Annotated in this window: 12 protein-coding genes; 11 read left to right on the forward strand and 1 reads right to left on the reverse strand. The window is 72.9% G+C overall.

What is annotated here, in order from left to right; all coding sequences use genetic code 11:
* Positions 1-55: 55 nt before the first annotated feature.
* Positions 56-4,624: an ATP-dependent helicase gene (locus tag ACZ6QQ_RS06325; protein WP_465874787.1), complete on the reverse strand. Its 4,569-nt coding sequence runs from the start codon at positions 4,622-4,624 to the stop codon at positions 56-58.
* Between the two features lie 171 nt (positions 4,625-4,795).
* Here ACZ6QQ_RS06325 and ACZ6QQ_RS06330 point away from each other — a divergent pair, with 171 nt between their 5' ends.
* The 11 genes from ACZ6QQ_RS06330 (at position 4,796) to ACZ6QQ_RS06380 (ending at position 16,604) form a co-directional block, all read left to right on the forward strand.
* On the forward strand, positions 4,796-5,203 hold the full coding sequence (locus ACZ6QQ_RS06330) for a hypothetical protein (protein ID WP_465874788.1): 408 nt from the start codon (positions 4,796-4,798) through the stop codon (positions 5,201-5,203).
* 105 nt (positions 5,204-5,308) lie between these two features.
* Positions 5,309-5,737, forward strand: coding sequence for a hypothetical protein (locus tag ACZ6QQ_RS06335; protein WP_465874789.1), 429 nt, complete (start codon positions 5,309-5,311; stop codon positions 5,735-5,737).
* 316 nt (positions 5,738-6,053) lie between these two features.
* Positions 6,054-8,897 (forward strand): Na+/H+ antiporter subunit A, encoded by a 2,844-nt coding sequence (locus tag ACZ6QQ_RS06340; protein WP_465874790.1) that lies wholly within the window; start codon positions 6,054-6,056, stop codon positions 8,895-8,897.
* A 25-nt stretch (positions 8,898-8,922) separates the two neighbouring features.
* On the forward strand, positions 8,923-9,420 hold the full coding sequence (locus ACZ6QQ_RS06345) for a Na(+)/H(+) antiporter subunit C (RefSeq protein WP_465874791.1): 498 nt from the start codon (positions 8,923-8,925) through the stop codon (positions 9,418-9,420).
* Positions 9,417-10,922: a Na+/H+ antiporter subunit D gene (locus ACZ6QQ_RS06350; RefSeq protein ID WP_465874792.1), complete on the forward strand. Its 1,506-nt coding sequence runs from the start codon at positions 9,417-9,419 to the stop codon at positions 10,920-10,922. The genes ACZ6QQ_RS06345 and ACZ6QQ_RS06350 overlap by 4 nt, the downstream gene beginning before the upstream one ends.
* Before the next feature lie 32 nt (positions 10,923-10,954).
* Positions 10,955-11,563, forward strand: coding sequence for a Na+/H+ antiporter subunit E (locus tag ACZ6QQ_RS06355; protein WP_465874793.1), 609 nt, complete (start codon positions 10,955-10,957; stop codon positions 11,561-11,563).
* 42 nt (positions 11,564-11,605) lie between these two features.
* The gene (locus ACZ6QQ_RS06360; RefSeq protein WP_465874794.1) at positions 11,606-11,866 is read left to right on the forward strand and encodes an MrpF/PhaF family protein; all 261 of its coding nucleotides are present in this window, start codon (positions 11,606-11,608) and stop codon (positions 11,864-11,866) included.
* A complete protein-coding gene (gene mnhG / locus ACZ6QQ_RS06365; RefSeq protein ID WP_465874795.1) occupies positions 11,863-12,219 on the forward strand; it encodes a monovalent cation/H(+) antiporter subunit G in 357 nt (118 codons plus the stop codon). Before ACZ6QQ_RS06360 ends, mnhG begins: the two co-directional genes overlap by 4 nt.
* A 184-nt stretch (positions 12,220-12,403) precedes the next feature.
* Positions 12,404-13,930 (forward strand): M28 family metallopeptidase, encoded by a 1,527-nt coding sequence (locus ACZ6QQ_RS06370; protein WP_465875029.1) that lies wholly within the window; start codon positions 12,404-12,406, stop codon positions 13,928-13,930.
* Positions 13,931-14,166: 236 nt separating this feature from the next.
* The gene (locus ACZ6QQ_RS06375; RefSeq protein WP_465874796.1) at positions 14,167-15,543 is read left to right on the forward strand and encodes a hemolysin family protein; all 1,377 of its coding nucleotides are present in this window, start codon (positions 14,167-14,169) and stop codon (positions 15,541-15,543) included.
* Positions 15,540-16,604, forward strand: a complete 1,065-nt coding sequence (locus ACZ6QQ_RS06380; protein ID WP_465874797.1) for a hemolysin family protein — start codon at positions 15,540-15,542, stop codon at positions 16,602-16,604. The genes ACZ6QQ_RS06375 and ACZ6QQ_RS06380 overlap by 4 nt, the downstream gene beginning before the upstream one ends.
* The last annotated feature ends 75 nt before the right edge of the window (positions 16,605-16,679 follow it).

Raw genomic sequence — 16,679 nt, forward strand, 5'->3', positions numbered from 1 at the left:
CCTGCGCTAACTTCATGATCAACGACCGGGTCGGGGGTCGGGGTCGGGGTCGGGGTCAGCCGCGGAGGCGGAGGCCTCGGGGGGTGGGGCGGAAGCCGGCGGTGGTGAGGGCCGCGCCCAGCGGCGAGGACTGCACGGCCTCGCCGTCGGCGCGTTCCACCGACAGCGGGCCGAGAGCGCCGGAGTGGACCGCGTCGGCCAGTGCCTTCGCCGCCAGGGACAGCGTCTGCTCGTCGTCCACGAAGGACAGCAGGGTGCGGCCACCGCGTTCGACGTACAGGGTCAGGTCGCCGTTGACCAGGATCACCAGGGCACCCGCCTTGCGACCGGCCCGGTGCCCGCTCGCTTCACGTTCACCGTTGCCGGAGTCAATCGCCCGCTCCGGCCAGGGCAGGGCTGCGCCGTACGGGTTCGCCGGATCGGTGGCGGCCAGCACCAGCGCGCTGCCGGTGCGTCGCCGGCCGTCGTCCGGCTCGGCCAGCGCCCGCAGCCGGTCCACCGCCCCCGGTACGGCGAACTGCGCCGCCCCCAGCCCCTCGACGAAGTAGCCCCGCCGGGCGGCACCGCGTTCCTCCATCGCCACCAGTACCGGGTAGACGGCGGCGAACCCGCCGACCACCCCCTCGGCGGCGACCGCCCCACGGGTGACCAGCCCGTGCCGCTCCAGCAGCAGGTCGGCCAGGGCGGCGGCCCGCCGGGTCGGGTCGGTGTCCCGTTCGGGCAGGCGGGACCAGCGACCGGCGACCGCCGGTGGCCCACCCCGCGCGGGCAGTGCCGGCCGACCCGGGCGCCGGTAACGGGTGCGCGCGGCGGCGGGGCGGGCCCGGTGCGCGCCCCGGCCGCCGAGCAGCGCCCGCAGCGGGGCGATGGTGTCGTTGGTCAACCAGCCGGCCCAGGCCAGTTCCCAGACGGCGGCGACCAGGGAATCGTCGTCGATGGAGCCGACCCGGTCGGCCAACGCCCGGAAGAAGAGAGCCTGCCCGTCGCCGAGCGCGTCCAGCACCGACTGGTGCAGCGGGGTGAGGGCGAGCGCCGGATCGGGCGGCGGCAGCAGCAGTGGCGCGGAGTCGGCGTACGCCAGGCTGACCCAGCCGTCGGCCGCGCCGATCGCACCGGTCCCGGCCCAGGTCACCTCGCCGCTGGCACACAGCTCGTCCAGGTACGCGGGGGAGTAGTCGGCCACCCGCGCCGGCAGGATCAGGCTCTCCAGTGCCGAGGCCGGCACCGCCGTGCCCTGCAACTGCTCGATCGCGGCGGCCACCGCCTCGATGCCCCTGGCGTTGCCGCCGACCTGCTGCCAGCGGGGCAGGAAGGTGGCCAGCGTCTGCGGCGGCACCGGCTCGATCTCCCGGCGCAGCGCGGCCAGGGAACGGCGGCGCAGCAGCCGCAGCACCTCCGCGCCGCACCACTCGGTGCCGGTGCCGGCCGGGGAGAACTCGCCGGAGACCACCTGACCGGTGGCGGCGAGCCGGCGCAGCGCCTGCTCCACCACGAACACCCCGAGCCCGAACCGGGCGGCGCAGGTGGCCGCCGGGAACGGCCCGTGCGTACGGGCGTAGCGGGCCACCAGGTCGCCGAGCGGGTCGACCACCGGCTCCAGGTACGCCTGCGCGATGCCGACCGGCAGCGCCACCCCGAGCGCGTCGGAGAACCGGCCGGCGTCCTCGACCCCGATCCAGCGCTCCTGCCCGGCGATGCGGACCCGCAGGATCCGCCGGCTCGCCTCCAGGTCGGTCAGCCACTCCGGGCGGGCGCCGCGTTCGACCAGTTCCGCCTCGGTCCGGTCGCCGAGCAGCCGGAGCAGTTCGACCACGTCCTCGGCGTCGCGGGGGCGGCGTTGCTCGGTCAGCCACTGCAACTGCCGCTCGGTCTCGGCGACCACCGCCGGGTCGAGCAGTTCCCGCAGGTCGACCCGGCCGAGCAGTTCGCCGAGCAGGGCCGAGTCGAGGGCGAGCGCGGCGGCCCGGCGCTCGGCCAGCGGGGCGTCGCCCTCGTAGAGGAAGGCGCCGACGTACCCGAAGAGCAGCGACCGGGCGAACGGCGACGGCTGGCTGGTCTCGACCTCGACCAGTCGGATCTTCCGGGCGGCGAGATCGCGCATCAGCCCGACCAGTGCCGGTACGTCGAAGACGTCCTGGAGGCATTCGCGGGCCGCCTCCAGGGTGATCGGGAAGTCGGCGTACTCGCGGGCCACGTCGAGCAGTTGGGCGGCGCGTTGGCGCTGCTGCCAGAGCGGTTGGCGGCGCCGGGGGTCGCGTCGGGGCAGCAGCAGGGCGCGGGCGGCGCACTCGCGGAACCGGGCGGCGAACATCGCCGAGCCGCCGACCGCGTCCTGCACGATCTGGGCGATCTCGTCGGGGTCGAAGCCGACCAGGTCCGCGCCGGGCGGCTCGTCGGCGGTGTCGGGCAGCCGCACCACGATGCCGTCGTCGCTCGGTACGACCTGCGCGTCCACCCCGTACCGTTCGGCCAGCCGGCGGTTGATGGCCAGCGCCCACGGGCCGTTGACCCGGGCCCCGAGGACCGAGTGCACGGTCAGCCGCCAGTCGCCCAACTCGTCGCGGAAGCGCTCGACCACCACGGTCCGGTCGTCCGGCAGCGACCGGGTCGCCGCCTGCTGCTCGCGCAGGTACGCGATCAGGTTGCCGGCCGCCCAGGCGTCCAGCCCGCCGTCGCGCAGTGCCGTGGTGGCCGCCTCGTCGTCCTGTTTGACCAGGGTGCGCAGTCGGGCGCCGATGGCCCGGCCCAGCTCGATCGGGCGGCCGAGGCTGTCGCCCTTCCAGAACGGCATCCGGGCCGCCTGGCCGGGGGCGGGGGAGACCAGCACCCGGTCCGGCGTGATGTCCTCGATCCGCCAGGACGAGGAACCGAGCAGGAAGACGTCGCCGATCCGGGACTCGTAGACCATCTCCTCGTCGAGTTCGCCGACCCGTGCGGCGCGGGTCGCCCCGGCGAGGAAGACGCCGAACAGGCCCCGGTCGGGGATGGTGCCGCCGCTGGTGACGGCGAGGCGCTGGGCGCCGGCCCGGCCGGTGAGCAGGTCGGTGCCCCGGTCCCAGACCAGCCGGGGGCGCAGTTCCGCGAAGGCGGTCGACGGGTAGCGCCCGGAGAGCATGTCCAGTACGGCGTGCAGGGCCGAGTCGGGCAGCTCGGCGAAGGGCGCGGCCCGGCGGACCAGGGCGGCGAGGTCGGGCACTTGCCACTCGTCCAGCGCGACCATCGCGATGATCTGCTGCGCCAGTACGTCGAGCGGGTTGCGCGGGTAGTGCAGCTCCTCGATCGCCCCGTCGCCCATCCGTTGCGCGACCACCGCGCAGGAGATCAGGTCGCCCCGGTGTTTGGGGAAGACGACGCCCCGGGAGATCGCCCCGACCTGGTGTCCGGCCCGGCCGACGCGTTGCAGCCCGGCCGCGACGCTCGGCGGTGCCTCGATCTGGACCACCAGGTCGACCGCGCCCATGTCGATGCCGAGTTCGAGGCTGGAGGTGGCGACGACGGCGGGAAGCTGGCCGGACTTGAGTGCCTCCTCGATGTGCTTGCGTTCCTCGCGGGACACGCTGCCGTGGTGCGCCCGCGCGATCACCGCTGCGGCGCCGGTCGCGGCGCCGGACTGGGCCATGATCTCGGCCGGCAGCCGGTCGGGCGTCCCGGTCCGGGCCGCGACCGTCTCGGGTACGACCACCTCGGGTACGACCCCGGCCTGCTCGTCGGCGGCGAGTTCGTTGAGCCGGGCGCAGAAGCGTTCGGCGCCCCGCCGGGAGTTGGTGAACACGATCGTCGACCGGTGTTCCCGGATGAGCTGGTAGACCCGTTCCTCGACCGCCGGCCAGATCGAGGCGCGGCGGGGGGTGCCGAGGTCGTCGGCGGGTGGGTCGCGTTCGTCGAGCCGGGTCATGTCCTCCACCGGCACCTCGACGCTGACCTCGATGGTCTTGGGCGTGCGGGGCTGGACCACGTCCACCGGTCGGGCCCCGGCGAGGAAGCGGGCGGTGGCGTCGATCGGCCGTACGGTGGCGGAGAGGCCGATCCGCTGTGCCGGCCGGGGCAGCAGCGCGTCCAGCCGTTCCAGGGAGAGGGCCAGGTGGGCGCCGCGTTTGGTGGCGGCGACGGCGTGCACCTCGTCGACGATCACCGACTCCACCCCGCGCAGGGAGTCGCGGGCGGCGGAGGTGAGCAGCAGGAACAGCGACTCGGGTGTGGTGATCAGGATGTCCGGCGGGGTACGGGCGAACGCCCGCCGCTCGTCGGCCGGGGTGTCCCCGGTACGCATCCCGACGGTGATCTCCGGTGGCGGCAGCCCGAGCCGGGCGGACGCCTGCCGGATGCCGGTGAGCGGGGCGCGCAGGTTGCGTTCGACGTCGACGGCGAGGGCCTTGAGCGGGCTGACGTAGAGCACCCGGCAGCGCTGCTTCGGGTCCTCCGGGCGGGGCTCGCGGGCCAGCCGGTCCAGTGACCAGAGGAAGGCGGCGAGGGTCTTGCCGGATCCGGTCGGCGCGACGACGAGGGCGTTGTGGCCGGCACCGATGGACTGCCAGGCTCCGGCCTGGGCGGCGGTGGGTGCGGCGAAGGCGGCGGCGAACCACTCCCGGGTCGCCAGCCCGAACCGCTCCAAGACGTCCGCCATGGCGCCAATCCTGCCCCGTGGTTACGACAATCGGTGTACCGCGGTGACGGAATGCCAGGCTTGTACCCTTAAAGGCTGGTTCCTACGTTAAGTGTCACTTAACTGCTTGCTGATGTAGTGCGACATAAAGTAACTTCTCCGGCAGCCCGAGGTCGGTACGGAGGGGGCCGGATGACCGCCGAACAGCACCGCACCGCCGAACAGCACCGCACCGCCGCGCAGCCCGGCACCGATCAGCACCGGACCGCCGAACAGCATCCCGCCGAGCGTGGCACGGACGTCCTCATCCGGAAGGTCGACGGGCACCTGGCCGCACTCCGGCTCGGGCTGCGGGGCGCCGACCTCGAACTCGCCGAACGGGTCGGCGCCTGCCTGCGCGTACTGGTACTCGACACCGCCCAGGCCAGCGCGGCCGACCGGGCCCGGGTCCGGGTCGCCGTGCACTACTTCGTGTTGCGCCGCGAGGGGCGCGGCTCCCTCGTCCCGGTGCGCTCGCTGGCCGCGGCCCAGCACCTGGTGAACCGGGTGGTGCTCCAGCTCGGCCGGCCGGACCTGCTGGTCCGATCCACTGTGGACTGAGTGGCACCCCGGCGGCGCCCGGTAGACTGCACCCGCCGACGAGGTGGACGCCGCGCGGGACGCGGCCGACGGCGGGGACACCGACCGGACGGGGGGCGACACACGATGTGGGACGGACGCCCGATCCGCCGGTTCACGCACGGCACCGCACCGGCCGCCACCGAACCGATCGGTCGGCTGGTCGTCGCGGTCCTGCTCACCCTGCTCGCGCTCACCGCCGTACACGGCGCCAGTTCCGCCGACACCCCGACCGGGGCCCTGGCCACACCGAACGCGTCGATCGGCGCCGCGCTGCACCACCCGCACCAGGTGCACGGCCGGACCGAGGCGGAAGCCAGGTCCGGTCGCTCGGCCGTAAGGGCGGCGGCTGGCTCGGAACTGCGCCCGCCCGCCCCGGTTCAGTTCGCCCTGCCAGTGCGGGCCGTCGCCCCGCCGGTCGTACCGGTCGCGGTCTCCGCGCCGGTCACCGGGGACCGGACGGCCCCACGGTCACGGACCGTCGCCGGGCCGTCCAGCCGCGCACCGCCGGCCTGAGTCCGCGTCACCGGCACCGCCCGGGTCGGCGTGTGACCGGCACCGTCGCGCCGCCGGCTGACTTCACCGTCCGCTCCGGTCGCCGCGCCGCCGGCTGATCTCCGCCGGTCGGTCCCGGTCCGGCCCACCCACCCTCACCCGCCAGCTGTACGTCGTGCCGCCCGGCCACCCGGCCCGGTGGCCCGGTGTCGTCGCCGCTGACCGGGTTTAGTCCGACTTTCGTTATTTGCCGGCATTATCGACGTTTATGCCGCCTGATCCCCCGCAGCCACAGACCCTGGACAAGGGCCTGCGATGACACCTACCTGGAGAACGCATGCTGGTGCTGCTGAGCCTCCACCTCGCGCTGGCGCTGATCGCGCCACTGCTCGTCCGTTGGTGGGGTCGCCGCGCCTGCTACCTGCTGGCGCTCGCCCCGGCGGCCGTCCTCGGCTGGGCGGTCGCCCAGACCCGTACGGTCCGCGACGGCGGCACGGTGGCGCAGACGTACGGCTGGGTCCGGCAACTCCACCTCGACCTGGACCTGCGGCTCACCACCCTGTCCTGGCTGATGGTGCTCCTGGTCGCCGGCGTGGGCGCCCTGGTGCTGGTCTACTGCGCCCGCTACTTCAGCGCCGACGACACCGGCGTCGGCCGCTTCGCCGCCACCTTCGTCGGCTTCGCCGGAGCCATGTTCGGCCTCGTCGTGGCCGACAACCTGATCCTGCTCTACGTGTTCTGGGAACTGACCACGGTCTGCTCCTACCTGCTGATCGGCCAGAACCCGGAGAAGTGGGCCAGCCGCCGGGCCGCCGCCCAGGCCCTCGTCGTCACCACCGTCGGCGGGCTGGCCATGCTGATCGGGCTGATCATGCTCGGCCAGCGGGCCGGCACCTACCGGATCTCCGAACTGGCGAGCGCACCGCTGCCGACCGACGGCTACCTCGCCACCCTGGTCGTCCTGCTCCTGATCGGCGCGCTCACCAAGTCGGCGATCTTCCCGGTCAGCTTCTGGCTGCCCGCCGCGATGGCCGCACCCACCCCGGTCAGCGCGTACCTGCACGCGGCGGCGATGGTGAAGGCCGGGGTCTACCTCGTCGCCCTGTTCGCCCCACTGTTCGCCGACGACGGGCCGTGGCGGCCACTGCTGCTCGTCACCGGGGCGGTCACCATGCTGCTCGGCGGCTGGGCCGCGCTGCGCCAGACCGACCTGAAGCTACTGCTGGCGTACGGCACCGTCAGCCAACTGGGGCTGCTGTTCGTCCTCACCGGTGCCGGCACCCGCGACGCCGAGCTCGCCGGGCTCACCATGCTGCTCGCCCACGCCCTGTTCAAATCCGCGCTCTTCCTGGTCGTCGGCATCGTCGACCACAGCGCCGGCACCCGTGAACTGCCCGCGCTGTCCGGGCTGTGGCGGCGGATGCCACTGGTCTTCGCCGCCGCCGTACTCGCCGTGGCGTCGATGGCCGGGCTGCCCCCGCTGCTCGGCTTCGTCGCCAAGGAGGCGGTCTTCGAGGCGTTCCGGGACGACCCGCTGCTGCTGGCCGTCCTGGTCGTCGGCACCACCCTGACCGTGGCGTACAGCCTGCGTTTCCTCTGGGGGGCGTTCGCCACCAAACCGGCCCTGCCGGCGACCCCGACCGAGCCGGTGGCGGTTGCCATGCTCGCCCCGGTCGGGCTGCTGGCCGTGGCCGGGCTGGCGCTCGGCGTACTGGCCCGGCCGGTGGACGACCTGCTGGTCCCGTACGCCGGGCAGTTCGGTCCGGGGGACTATCACCTGGCGCTCTGGCACGGGCCCGGCCTGGCGGTCGGGCTCACCCTGGTCGCGCTGGCCGGCGGCGGGCTGCTCTTCGCCCAACGCGACCGGATGGCCCGGGTGGTCGGGCGGCTGCGCGCCCCGTTCGACGGCGGCACCGCCTACGAGCGGGTGACCTACTGGCTGGACCGGGTGGCGGTCGAGGTCACCGGCGCCACCCAGCGCGGGTCGCTGCCGCAGTACCTGGGCACCATCCTGGTCGTCCTGGTGGTGGTGCCGGGCGGCGCGCTGCTGATCGGGTGGCCGTGGCCGGACCGGGTCGCGCTCTGGCACAGCCCGGTGCAACTGGTGATCGCGGTGGTGCTCGCCACCGCCGCCGTGCTCACCGTACGGGCCCGCCGCCGGCTCACCGCGATGGTGCTGGTCGGGGTCACCGGCTACGGCACGGCGATGCTGTTCATCCTCAACGGCGCCCCCGACCTGGCGCTCACCCAGTTCCTCGTCGAGACCGTCTCGATCGTGATGTTCGTGCTGGTCCTGCGCCGATTGCCGGCCAACTTCTCGGCCCGCCCGCTGCGCCGCAGCCGGTGGTTGCGCCTCGCCATCGGCACCGCCGTCGGTACGGTGACGGCCGGGCTGGCGCTCGCCGCGGCCGGTGGCCGCCAGGCGGTGCCGATCTCGGTCGACTTCGCCGAACTCGCCGTCTCGTACGGCCACGGCCGCAACATCGTCAACGTCACGCTGGTCGACATCCGGGCCTGGGACACCATGGGCGAGATCGCGGTGCTGGTGGTGGCGGCGACCGGGGTGGCCAGCCTGATCTTCCAGCGTCCCCGCGCCGGCCCCGGTCCCCGCCGGCCGAACGTCGCCCGCCGCAGCCGCCCCGAGCGCCGCCGGGAACGGGTCTGGCTGCGGGCCGGACCGACCCTGCGCGACCGGCGCCGCTCGATCGTCTTCGAGGTGGTGACCCGGCTGATCTTCCACACCATCGTGCTCTTCTCCCTCTACCTGGTCTTCTCCGGACACAACGCACCCGGTGGCGGGTTCAGCGGCGGCCTGGTGGTCGGGCTGGCGCTGGCCGTGCGCTACCTCGCCGGTGGCCGGTACGAACTCGACGAGGCCGCACCGGTCGACGCCGGCCTGGTTCTCGGCGCCGGACTGTTCGTCTCGGTCGGCGCCGGGGCGCTGGCCCTGCTGGCCGGGGCCGAGGTGTTGCAGAGCGCCGTACTCGACCTGTACCTGCCGGTGATCGGCGAGGTGCACCTGGTCACGTCGCTCTTCTTCGACGTCGGCGTGTACCTGATCGTGGTCGGCCTGGTGCTGGACATCCTGCGCAGCCTCGGCGCCGAGGTGGACCGGCAGATCGAGGCCGGTGAGGGGCCCGAGATCGAACTCGAACCGTTGCGAGAGCGGGAGCTGACATGACCCCCCAACCCGATCGGGAGCCGACATGACCCCCAACCTGGTCCAGGCGCTGACCGTCGGTGTGCTCGTCGGTGCCGGTGTCACCCTGCTGCTCGAACGCAGCCTGACCCGGGTGCTGCTCGGCGTCATCATGCTCGGCAACGGGGTCAACTTGATGATCCTGCTCGGCGGCGTCGTCGGTCACGCGCCGATCGTCGGCGTCACGCCGGAGGCGCGGATGAGTGACCCGCTGCCGCAGGCGATGGTGCTCACCGCGATCGTCATCACCCTCGGCATCACCGCGTTCCTGCTCGCCGTCGGTTACCGCAGCTGGCAACTCTTCGGGCACGACGAGGTCCAGGACGACCTGGAGGACCAGCGGATCATGGTGCTGGCCGAGCGGGACGAGGTGACCAACGCCGACGAGCAGGTCGACGAGAGCACCGACGACGGGCCCGACCCGGAACAGGTGCCCGGCCCGGCCGGGCCGTTCACCCGCCCCGACGCGTCCGCGGGTCGCGACGGCTCCGGCGGTGCCCGATGAGGTACCTGGTCCCGTTGCCCGTGGTGATCCCGCTGCTGGCGGCCGCGTTGACGCTGGTCCTGGCCCGGTACCCGGTCGTCCAGCGGCTGGTCAGCGTCGCCGCGCTCACCGGCACGCTCGGCGTCGCGGTCGCCCTGCTGGTGCAGGCGAGCCGGGAGGGCCCGCTGGTCGTCTACGTCGGCGGCTGGCCGGCACCGGTCGGCATCGTGCTCGTCGCCGACCAGCTCTCGGCGCTGATGCTGGTGGTCTCCGCCGCGGTGACCCTCTGCGTGCTGCTCTACTCGATCGGCGAGGGCCGGGCGGACGGTGCGGAGGCCACCCCGGTCGCCATCTACCACCCCACCTACCTGGTGCTGACCGCCGGTGTGACGAACGCGTTCCTCTCCGGCGACCTGTTCAACCTCTTCGTCGGCTTCGAGATGCTGCTCGCCGCGAGCTACGTGCTCATCACCCTGAGCGGCACCGGGGTACGGATCCGAGGCGGTACGACGTACGTGGTGGTCAGCCTGCTCTCCTCGATGATCTTCCTGAGCGCGATCGGGCTGATCTACGCGGCCACCGGCACCCTCAACCTGGCCCAACTCGCCGGCCGGCTCGACGCCCTCCCGGCCGAGCTCCGGCTGGTCCTGCACCTGATGCTGCTGCTGGCCTTCGGCATCAAGGCGGCGGTCTTCCCGCTGTCGGCCTGGCTGCCGGACAGCTACCCGACCGCCCCGGCACCGGTCACCGCGGTCTTCGCCGGCCTGCTCACCAAGGTCGGCGTGTACGCCATCATCCGTACCGAGACGCTGCTCTTCCCCGGTGGGCAGGTCGACGACCTGCTGCTGATCGTCGCGCTGCTCACGATGGTGATCGGCATCCTCGGCGCGGTCGCCCAGTCCGACATCAAACGGCTGCTCTCCTTCACCCTGCTCAGCCACATCGGATACATGATCTTCGGGGTGGCGTTGACCTCACTGGCCGGACTCTCCGGGGCGATCTTCTACGTGGTGCACCACATCACCGTGCAGACCACCCTCTTCCTCGCCACCGGGCTGGTCGAACGCCGGGGCGGCAGCACCAACCTGGACCGGCTCGGCGGGCTGGCCCGGGTGGCGCCACTGCTCGGCATCCTGTTCCTCGTACCCGCGCTCAACCTGGCCGGGATCCCGCCGTTCTCCGGCTTCCTCGGCAAGCTCGGCCTGCTCCAGGCCGGGGTGGTCGAAGGCGGGGCACTGCCCTGGCTGCTGGTCATCGGCGGCACCCTGACCAGCCTGCTCACCCTCTACGCCACGATGAAGGTCTGGAACCTGGCCTTCTGGCGGGCACCGAAGCTGGCCGACCCGCACGCCCCGCCCGGACTCTCGCCGATCATGGTCGGCGCCACCGGAGCCCTGGTCGCCCTCGGGATCGGACTGACCGTGATCGCCGGGCCGCTCTACCAGCTCAGCGGCGACGCCGCCGAGGACCTGCGCCAACGTACGCCGTACGTGGAGGCCGTCTTCCCGGTGGGCACCCCGTGACCGGGCCGTCGCAGGCGACCACCAGCCGACCCGTGACGACCCGGGGACGGTGGCGCGACCAGCTGGTCACCGTGATCTGGCTGGTGCTGGTCTGGAACCTGCTCTGGGGCGAGTTCACCTGGGGCAACGTGCTCGGCGGAACACTGGTCGCGCTGCTGGTCCTGGTCTTCTTCCCGCTGCCGAGGGTGACCTTCGACGGCCGGATCCGGCCGCTGGGGCTGCTCCGGTTCGCCGCCCGGTTCGTCGCCGAACTGCTCACCGCCAGCGTGCAGGTCGCCTGGATCGCGCTGCGGCCGGGCGGCGTACGGCACAGCGCGATCATCGCCGTGCCGCTGCGGGTGCGCTCGGACCTGAACCTGACCCTGACCGCCGAGGCCCTGTCCCTGGTCCCCGGCACGCTCATCGTCGAGGCGGTACGCGACACCGGCACCCTCTACGTGCACGTGCTGGACGTCCGCGACCCGGCCGACGTGGACCGGGCCCGGCGCGAGGTCCTCGCGGTCGAGGAACGGATCGTCCGGGCCACCGGTTCCGCCGCCGAACTGCGCCTGCTCACCGGACCCGGCCCGTCGGCACCCGACCAGCCACCGTCCACCCCGGACGGACCACCGTCCTCCACCCCGACCGATCGAAAGGAGTGACCGGATGAGTGCCGTCGCCCGTACCAATGAAGGAGTGACCGGATGAACGTCGTCGTCGTGATCGTCACCGCGTTGCTGTCGGTGGCGGCGCTGCTGGCGCTGTACCGCATCGTCCGCGGCCCGTCCCTGCTCGACCGGGTCGTCGCCACCGATCTGCTGCTGGCCGTCCTGGTCGGCGCGGTCGGCACCGAGGCGGCGATCAACCGGCACGCGACCACGCTGCCGATCCTGGTGGTGCTCGCCATCCTGGGCTTCGTGGCCTCGGTCGGCATCGTCCGGTTCGCCGCCCGGGAGGACTCGTGACCGGCGTCGCCGACCTGCTCTCGGCCGGCTTCCTGATCGCCGGTGCGCTGCTCAGCCTCGCCGCCGGCATCGGCGTGGTGCGGTTCCCCGACGTGCTCACCCGGATGCACGCGGCGACCAAGCCGCAGATCCTCGGGCTGCTGCTGATCCTGATCGGGGTGGGACTGCGGCTGCGGACCGGCGCGGACATCGCCACCCTGGTCCTGGTCGGGGTGTTCCAGTTGGCGACCGCGCCGGTGGCCGCGCAGATGGTCGGGCGGGCCGCGTACCGCTCCCACCGGCACCGGGCCGACCTGCTGGTGGTCGACGAACTCGCCGACGCGTCCGGGTCCGGCTCCGGACCGGACCGCTGAACGGACGCGGGGCAGGACGGGAGCGGGTGCGTCCCAATTCGGGGCAGGTGACGAATTGGGCAGTTGCGTATTGCCGGCCGGGGGTGGGATCGACAACGTATCCAGCGGTGATCGTCGATCCCACCAACCCCCAGGAGGACATGTGAGACTCCGTCCGCTCCGCGCCGTCGGCATCCCGGCCCTGATCGTCGCCACCGCGTTCGCGTCGGCCGGTGTCGCGCCGGCCGCGTCGGCCACACCGCACCGGATCGCGCCGGTCGCCGCCGGCCCGGTCGGTGCGCTCGCCGCACCCGACATCCCGCTGGGGAACGTCAAGGCGCACCTGACCCAGTTGCAGGCGATCGCCACCGCCAACGGCGGCAACCGGGCGCACGGCCGGCCCGGCTACCTCGCCTCGGTCAACTACGTGAAGGCGCAGCTCGACGCGGTCGGCTTCGTCACCACCGTGCAGTCGTTCACGTACAGCGGGGCGACCGGTTACAACCTCATCGCCGACTGGCCGGGCGGTGACCCGAACAACGTGCTGATGACCGGGGCACACCTGGACGGCGTCACCGCCGGGCCGGGCATCAACGACAACGGCTCCGGGTCGGCGGCGATCCTGGAGGTGGCGCTCGCGGTGGCCCGGACCAACCCGACACCGGCCAAGCACCTGCGGTTCGGCTGGTGGGGCGCGGAGGAACTCGGGCTGCGCGGGTCGCAGTACTACGTCAACAACCTGCCGAGCGCCGAGCGGACGAGGATCAAGCAGTACCTCAACTTCGACATGGTCGGCTCGCCCAACGCCGGCTACTTCGTGTACGACGGCGACAACTCCGACGGTGTCGGCTCGGGCCCCGGACCCGCCGGGTCGGCGCAGATCGAGCAGACCATCCAGGCGTACTTCACCTCGATCGGGGTGCCGACCCGGGGCACCGACTTCGACGGCCGCAGCGACTACGGTCCGTTCATCGCCGCCGGGATCCCCGCCGGTGGCACCTTCACCGGTGCCGAGGGCACCAAGTCCAGCGCCCAGGCCACCCTCTGGGGCGGGACCGCGGGCAGCGCGTTCGACCCGTGCTACCACCGGGCCTGCGACACCACCACCAACATCAACGACAGCGCGCTCGACCGCAACGCGGACGCGATCGCGTACACGGTGTGGGAGCTGGCCGCGACCGCGCCGCCGGCCGGCACCACCGTCTACAGCGACACCTTCGAGACCGCCGGTGGCTGGGCCGCGAACCCGGCCGGCACCGACACCGCGACCGCCGGCCAGTTCGTCCGGGGCGACCCGGCGGCGACCAGTTCCGGGGTGGCCACCCAGCTCGGCACCACGGTCAGCGGCAGCTTCGACCTGGTCACCGGGGCGGCGGCCGGCACCTCGGCCGGGGACTTCGACCTGGACGGCGGGGTGAGTAGCATCCAGTCACCGCTGATCGCCCTGCCGGCGAGCGGCACCCTGACCCTGTCGTTCTCCTACTACCTGGCCCACCTGAACAACTCCAGCAGCGCCGACTACCTGCGCGTACGCGTCGTCGGCGCCAGCACCGCGACGGTGCTGAACGTGACCGGGGCGGCCAGCAACCGGGCCGCCGCCTGGCAGACCGCGACCGCCACCCTGTCCGGTTTCGCCGGGCAGAGCGTACGGATCCTGGTCGACGCGGCCGATGCCAGCGGCGCCAGCCTGGTCGAGGCCGCCGTCGACGACGTGAAGATCGTGCAGAGCTGAATCCGGGCAGACGAGATGGGAAGGGCCCCTTCCCGCACAAATGACGTTAACGAGGGGCCCTTCCGTACCGGTCGGGGTTCGGGACTGACTAGCGAGGGTTCGGCCGATTCGCCGGGACCTCCGGATAAACTGATCGGCATGATCGACTCCACTGCCCAGGAGGGCAGTAGTAGCCAGCCGGGTCCGACCCGGCGCCCCTCCCACCGACCGACGAACCGGGGAGCCCTGAGCCCTCCGTGTTGATCGCGATCGGCCTTCTTCTGATCATCGTGCTCACGGCCGCGACGGGCTACTTCGTGGCCCAGGAGTTCGGCTACGTCGCCGTCGACCGCGGCAAACTCAAACAACTCGCCGACGACGGCGACCCCGCCGCCGAACGCGCCCTCAAGGTCACCGGACGGCTCTCGTTCATGCTCTCCGGCGCGCAGCTCGGCATCACCCTCACCGCCCTGCTCGTCGGCTACGTCGCCGAGCCCTTCCTCGGCGACGGGCTAGCCGACCTGTTCGGCGTCGCCGGGGTGCCCGACGGCATCACCATGCCGCTGTCCATCGCGCTGTCGCTGGTCATCGCCACCATCGTCCAGATGGTGCTCGGCGAGCTGGCACCGAAGAACCTCGCCATCGCCCGCGCCGAGATGCTGGCGCTGAAGCTCAGCCGCTCGACCCTGATCTACCTGACCGTGGCCGCCCCGGTGATCCGCCTCTTCGACGCCGCCGCCACCCGGCTGCTGCGCCGGGTCGGCATCGAGCCGATCGAGGAACTGCCCAGCGGTGCCACCCCGGAGGACCTGGAACAGATCATCGCCGAGTCGCGCCAGGAGGGGCAGCTCGACGTGGCCATGTCCACCCTGCTCGACCGGGGGCTCGACTTCCGGCAGCTCACCGCCGCCGAGGCGATGGTGCCCCGGGTGGCGGTGCACACCGTACAGGCCGACGAACCGGTGAGCCGGCTGGTGGAACTGCTCGACACCGGCCACTCCCGTTTCCCCGTACGGGGGACCGAGGGCGTGGACGACGTGATCGGGGTCGCCGGCATCGCCGACGTACTCGGGGTGCCGCCGGAGCGGCGGTCGACCGTACGGGTCGCCGAGGTCGCCGTACCCCCGTTGCTGGTGCCGACCACGCTGCCGCTGCCGACGGTGCTGGACCGGCTGCGGGCCGGGCACCGCCAGCTCGCCTGCGTCGTCGACGAATACGGCGGTTTCGCCGGCGTGATCACCCTGGAGGACATCGCCGAGGAACTCGTCGGCCCGATCCGGGACGAGGACGACCCGCCGGAGCCGACCCCGATCCGGCAGCCGGACGGTTCGTGGGTGGTGCCCGCCCGCTGGCGGATCGACGAGGTCGCCGACAGCACCGGCATCGCCCTGCCCGAGGCGCCCGAGTACGACACCCTCTCCGGGCTCGTCATGCGGGAGCTGGGCCGGGTGCCGGAGGTCGGCGACCGGTTGGAGATCAACCTGTCGGCCGAGTCCGAACACCCCCGCCCGCACCCGAAGGCCCTGGTCGAGGTGCTGGCGGTCGACCGGCACGTCGCCGACTCGGTCCGGCTCGCCCTGGTCGGCCAGAACGCGGCCGGCGCCGGCTCCGAACACCCCGAGGTGACCGCATGAGTACGACCTGGGCGCTGCTCATCTCGCTGCTCCTGCTCGCCCTGAACGGCTTCTTCGTGGCGGCCGAGTTCGCCCTGGTGGCGAGCAAGCGGTACCGGCTCGAACAGGTCGCGGCCAACGGCGGCCGGGCGGCGAAGGCGGCCCTGGACGGGGTACGCGAACTCGGCCTGATGCTGGCCGGCGCGCAGCTCGGCATCACCGTCTGCACCCTGGGCCTCGGTGCCCTCGCCGAGCCGGCGATCGAGCACCTGGCCAGTCCGGTGCTGCACGCGGTGGGTCTGCCCGACGCGCCCAGCCACGTGATCGCCCTGCTGTTCGCGCTGCTGCTGGTGACGTTCCTGCATCTGGTGGTCGGCGAGATGGCGCCGAAGTCGTGGGCGATCACCGACGCCGAGCGGTCGGCGGTGCTGCTGGCGCTGCCGTTCCGGGGCTTCGCCCGGGTGGCCCGGCCGGTGCTCACCGCGCTCAACGGCCTGGCCAACGTGGTCCTGCGGCTGGCCAACGTACGACCGCAGGACCAGTTGGCCCAGGCTCACGGGCCGGAGGAGCTGCGGATGCTGCTGGAACAGTCGGCCGAGCACGGGCTGCTCGCCGCCGACCAGCAGCAGTTGCTGACCAGCATGCTGGAGTTGCAGGGGACCACGGTGGCCGACGTGATGGAGCCGGTGGACCGGATCGTGTCGGTCCGCCGGGGGGACACCGCCGACCGGATCGAGGCGGTGAGCCGGGACAGTGGCCGGTCGCGCCTGGCGGTGCTGGAGGGCTCGGGCCTGGTGGCCGGGATGGTGCACGTCCGCGAGGCCGTACGCGCCACCACGGCGGGCCGGGCGGCGACGGCGGAGCAGCTGATGACCCCGGTGTTCAGCCTGGCGGCGACCGCGACGGTGACCGAGGCGGTGGCCGCGATGCGGGCCCGGCAGGCGCAGTTGGCCCTGGTCACCGATCGGGTCGGTGCCGGCCGGCCGATCGGGTTCGTGGCCCTGGAGGACCTCCTGGAGGAGGTCATCGGCGAGTTCGACGACGAGACCGACCAGGTGCCGCGCGGCCGTCGGCTGCGCTGATCCGTCATTCGCGCGGGTGACCGGGCGGGGTGGTCGAATCGACCGCCCCGCCCGTGCCGTTTGCGGCAGGATCGG

The organism is Micromonospora sp. NPDC049529, from assembly GCF_055586685.1.

What these genes read in the sequence shown, in the direction of transcription:
- ACZ6QQ_RS06325 (WP_465874787.1), bottom strand. Translation starts at nt 4,624, where the DNA reads ATGGCGGACGTCTTGGAGCGGTTCGGGCTGGCGACCCGGGAGTGGTTC.
- ACZ6QQ_RS06330 (WP_465874788.1), top strand. Translation starts at nt 4,796, where the DNA reads ATGACCGCCGAACAGCACCGCACCGCCGAACAGCACCGCACCGCCGCG.
- ACZ6QQ_RS06335 (WP_465874789.1), top strand. Translation starts at nt 5,309, where the DNA reads ATGTGGGACGGACGCCCGATCCGCCGGTTCACGCACGGCACCGCACCG.
- ACZ6QQ_RS06340 (WP_465874790.1), top strand. Translation starts at nt 6,054, where the DNA reads ATGCTGGTGCTGCTGAGCCTCCACCTCGCGCTGGCGCTGATCGCGCCA.
- ACZ6QQ_RS06345 (WP_465874791.1), top strand. Translation starts at nt 8,923, where the DNA reads ATGACCCCCAACCTGGTCCAGGCGCTGACCGTCGGTGTGCTCGTCGGT.
- ACZ6QQ_RS06350 (WP_465874792.1), top strand. Translation starts at nt 9,417, where the DNA reads ATGAGGTACCTGGTCCCGTTGCCCGTGGTGATCCCGCTGCTGGCGGCC.
- ACZ6QQ_RS06360 (WP_465874794.1), top strand. Translation starts at nt 11,606, where the DNA reads ATGAACGTCGTCGTCGTGATCGTCACCGCGTTGCTGTCGGTGGCGGCG.
- ACZ6QQ_RS06380 (WP_465874797.1), top strand. Translation starts at nt 15,540, where the DNA reads ATGAGTACGACCTGGGCGCTGCTCATCTCGCTGCTCCTGCTCGCCCTG.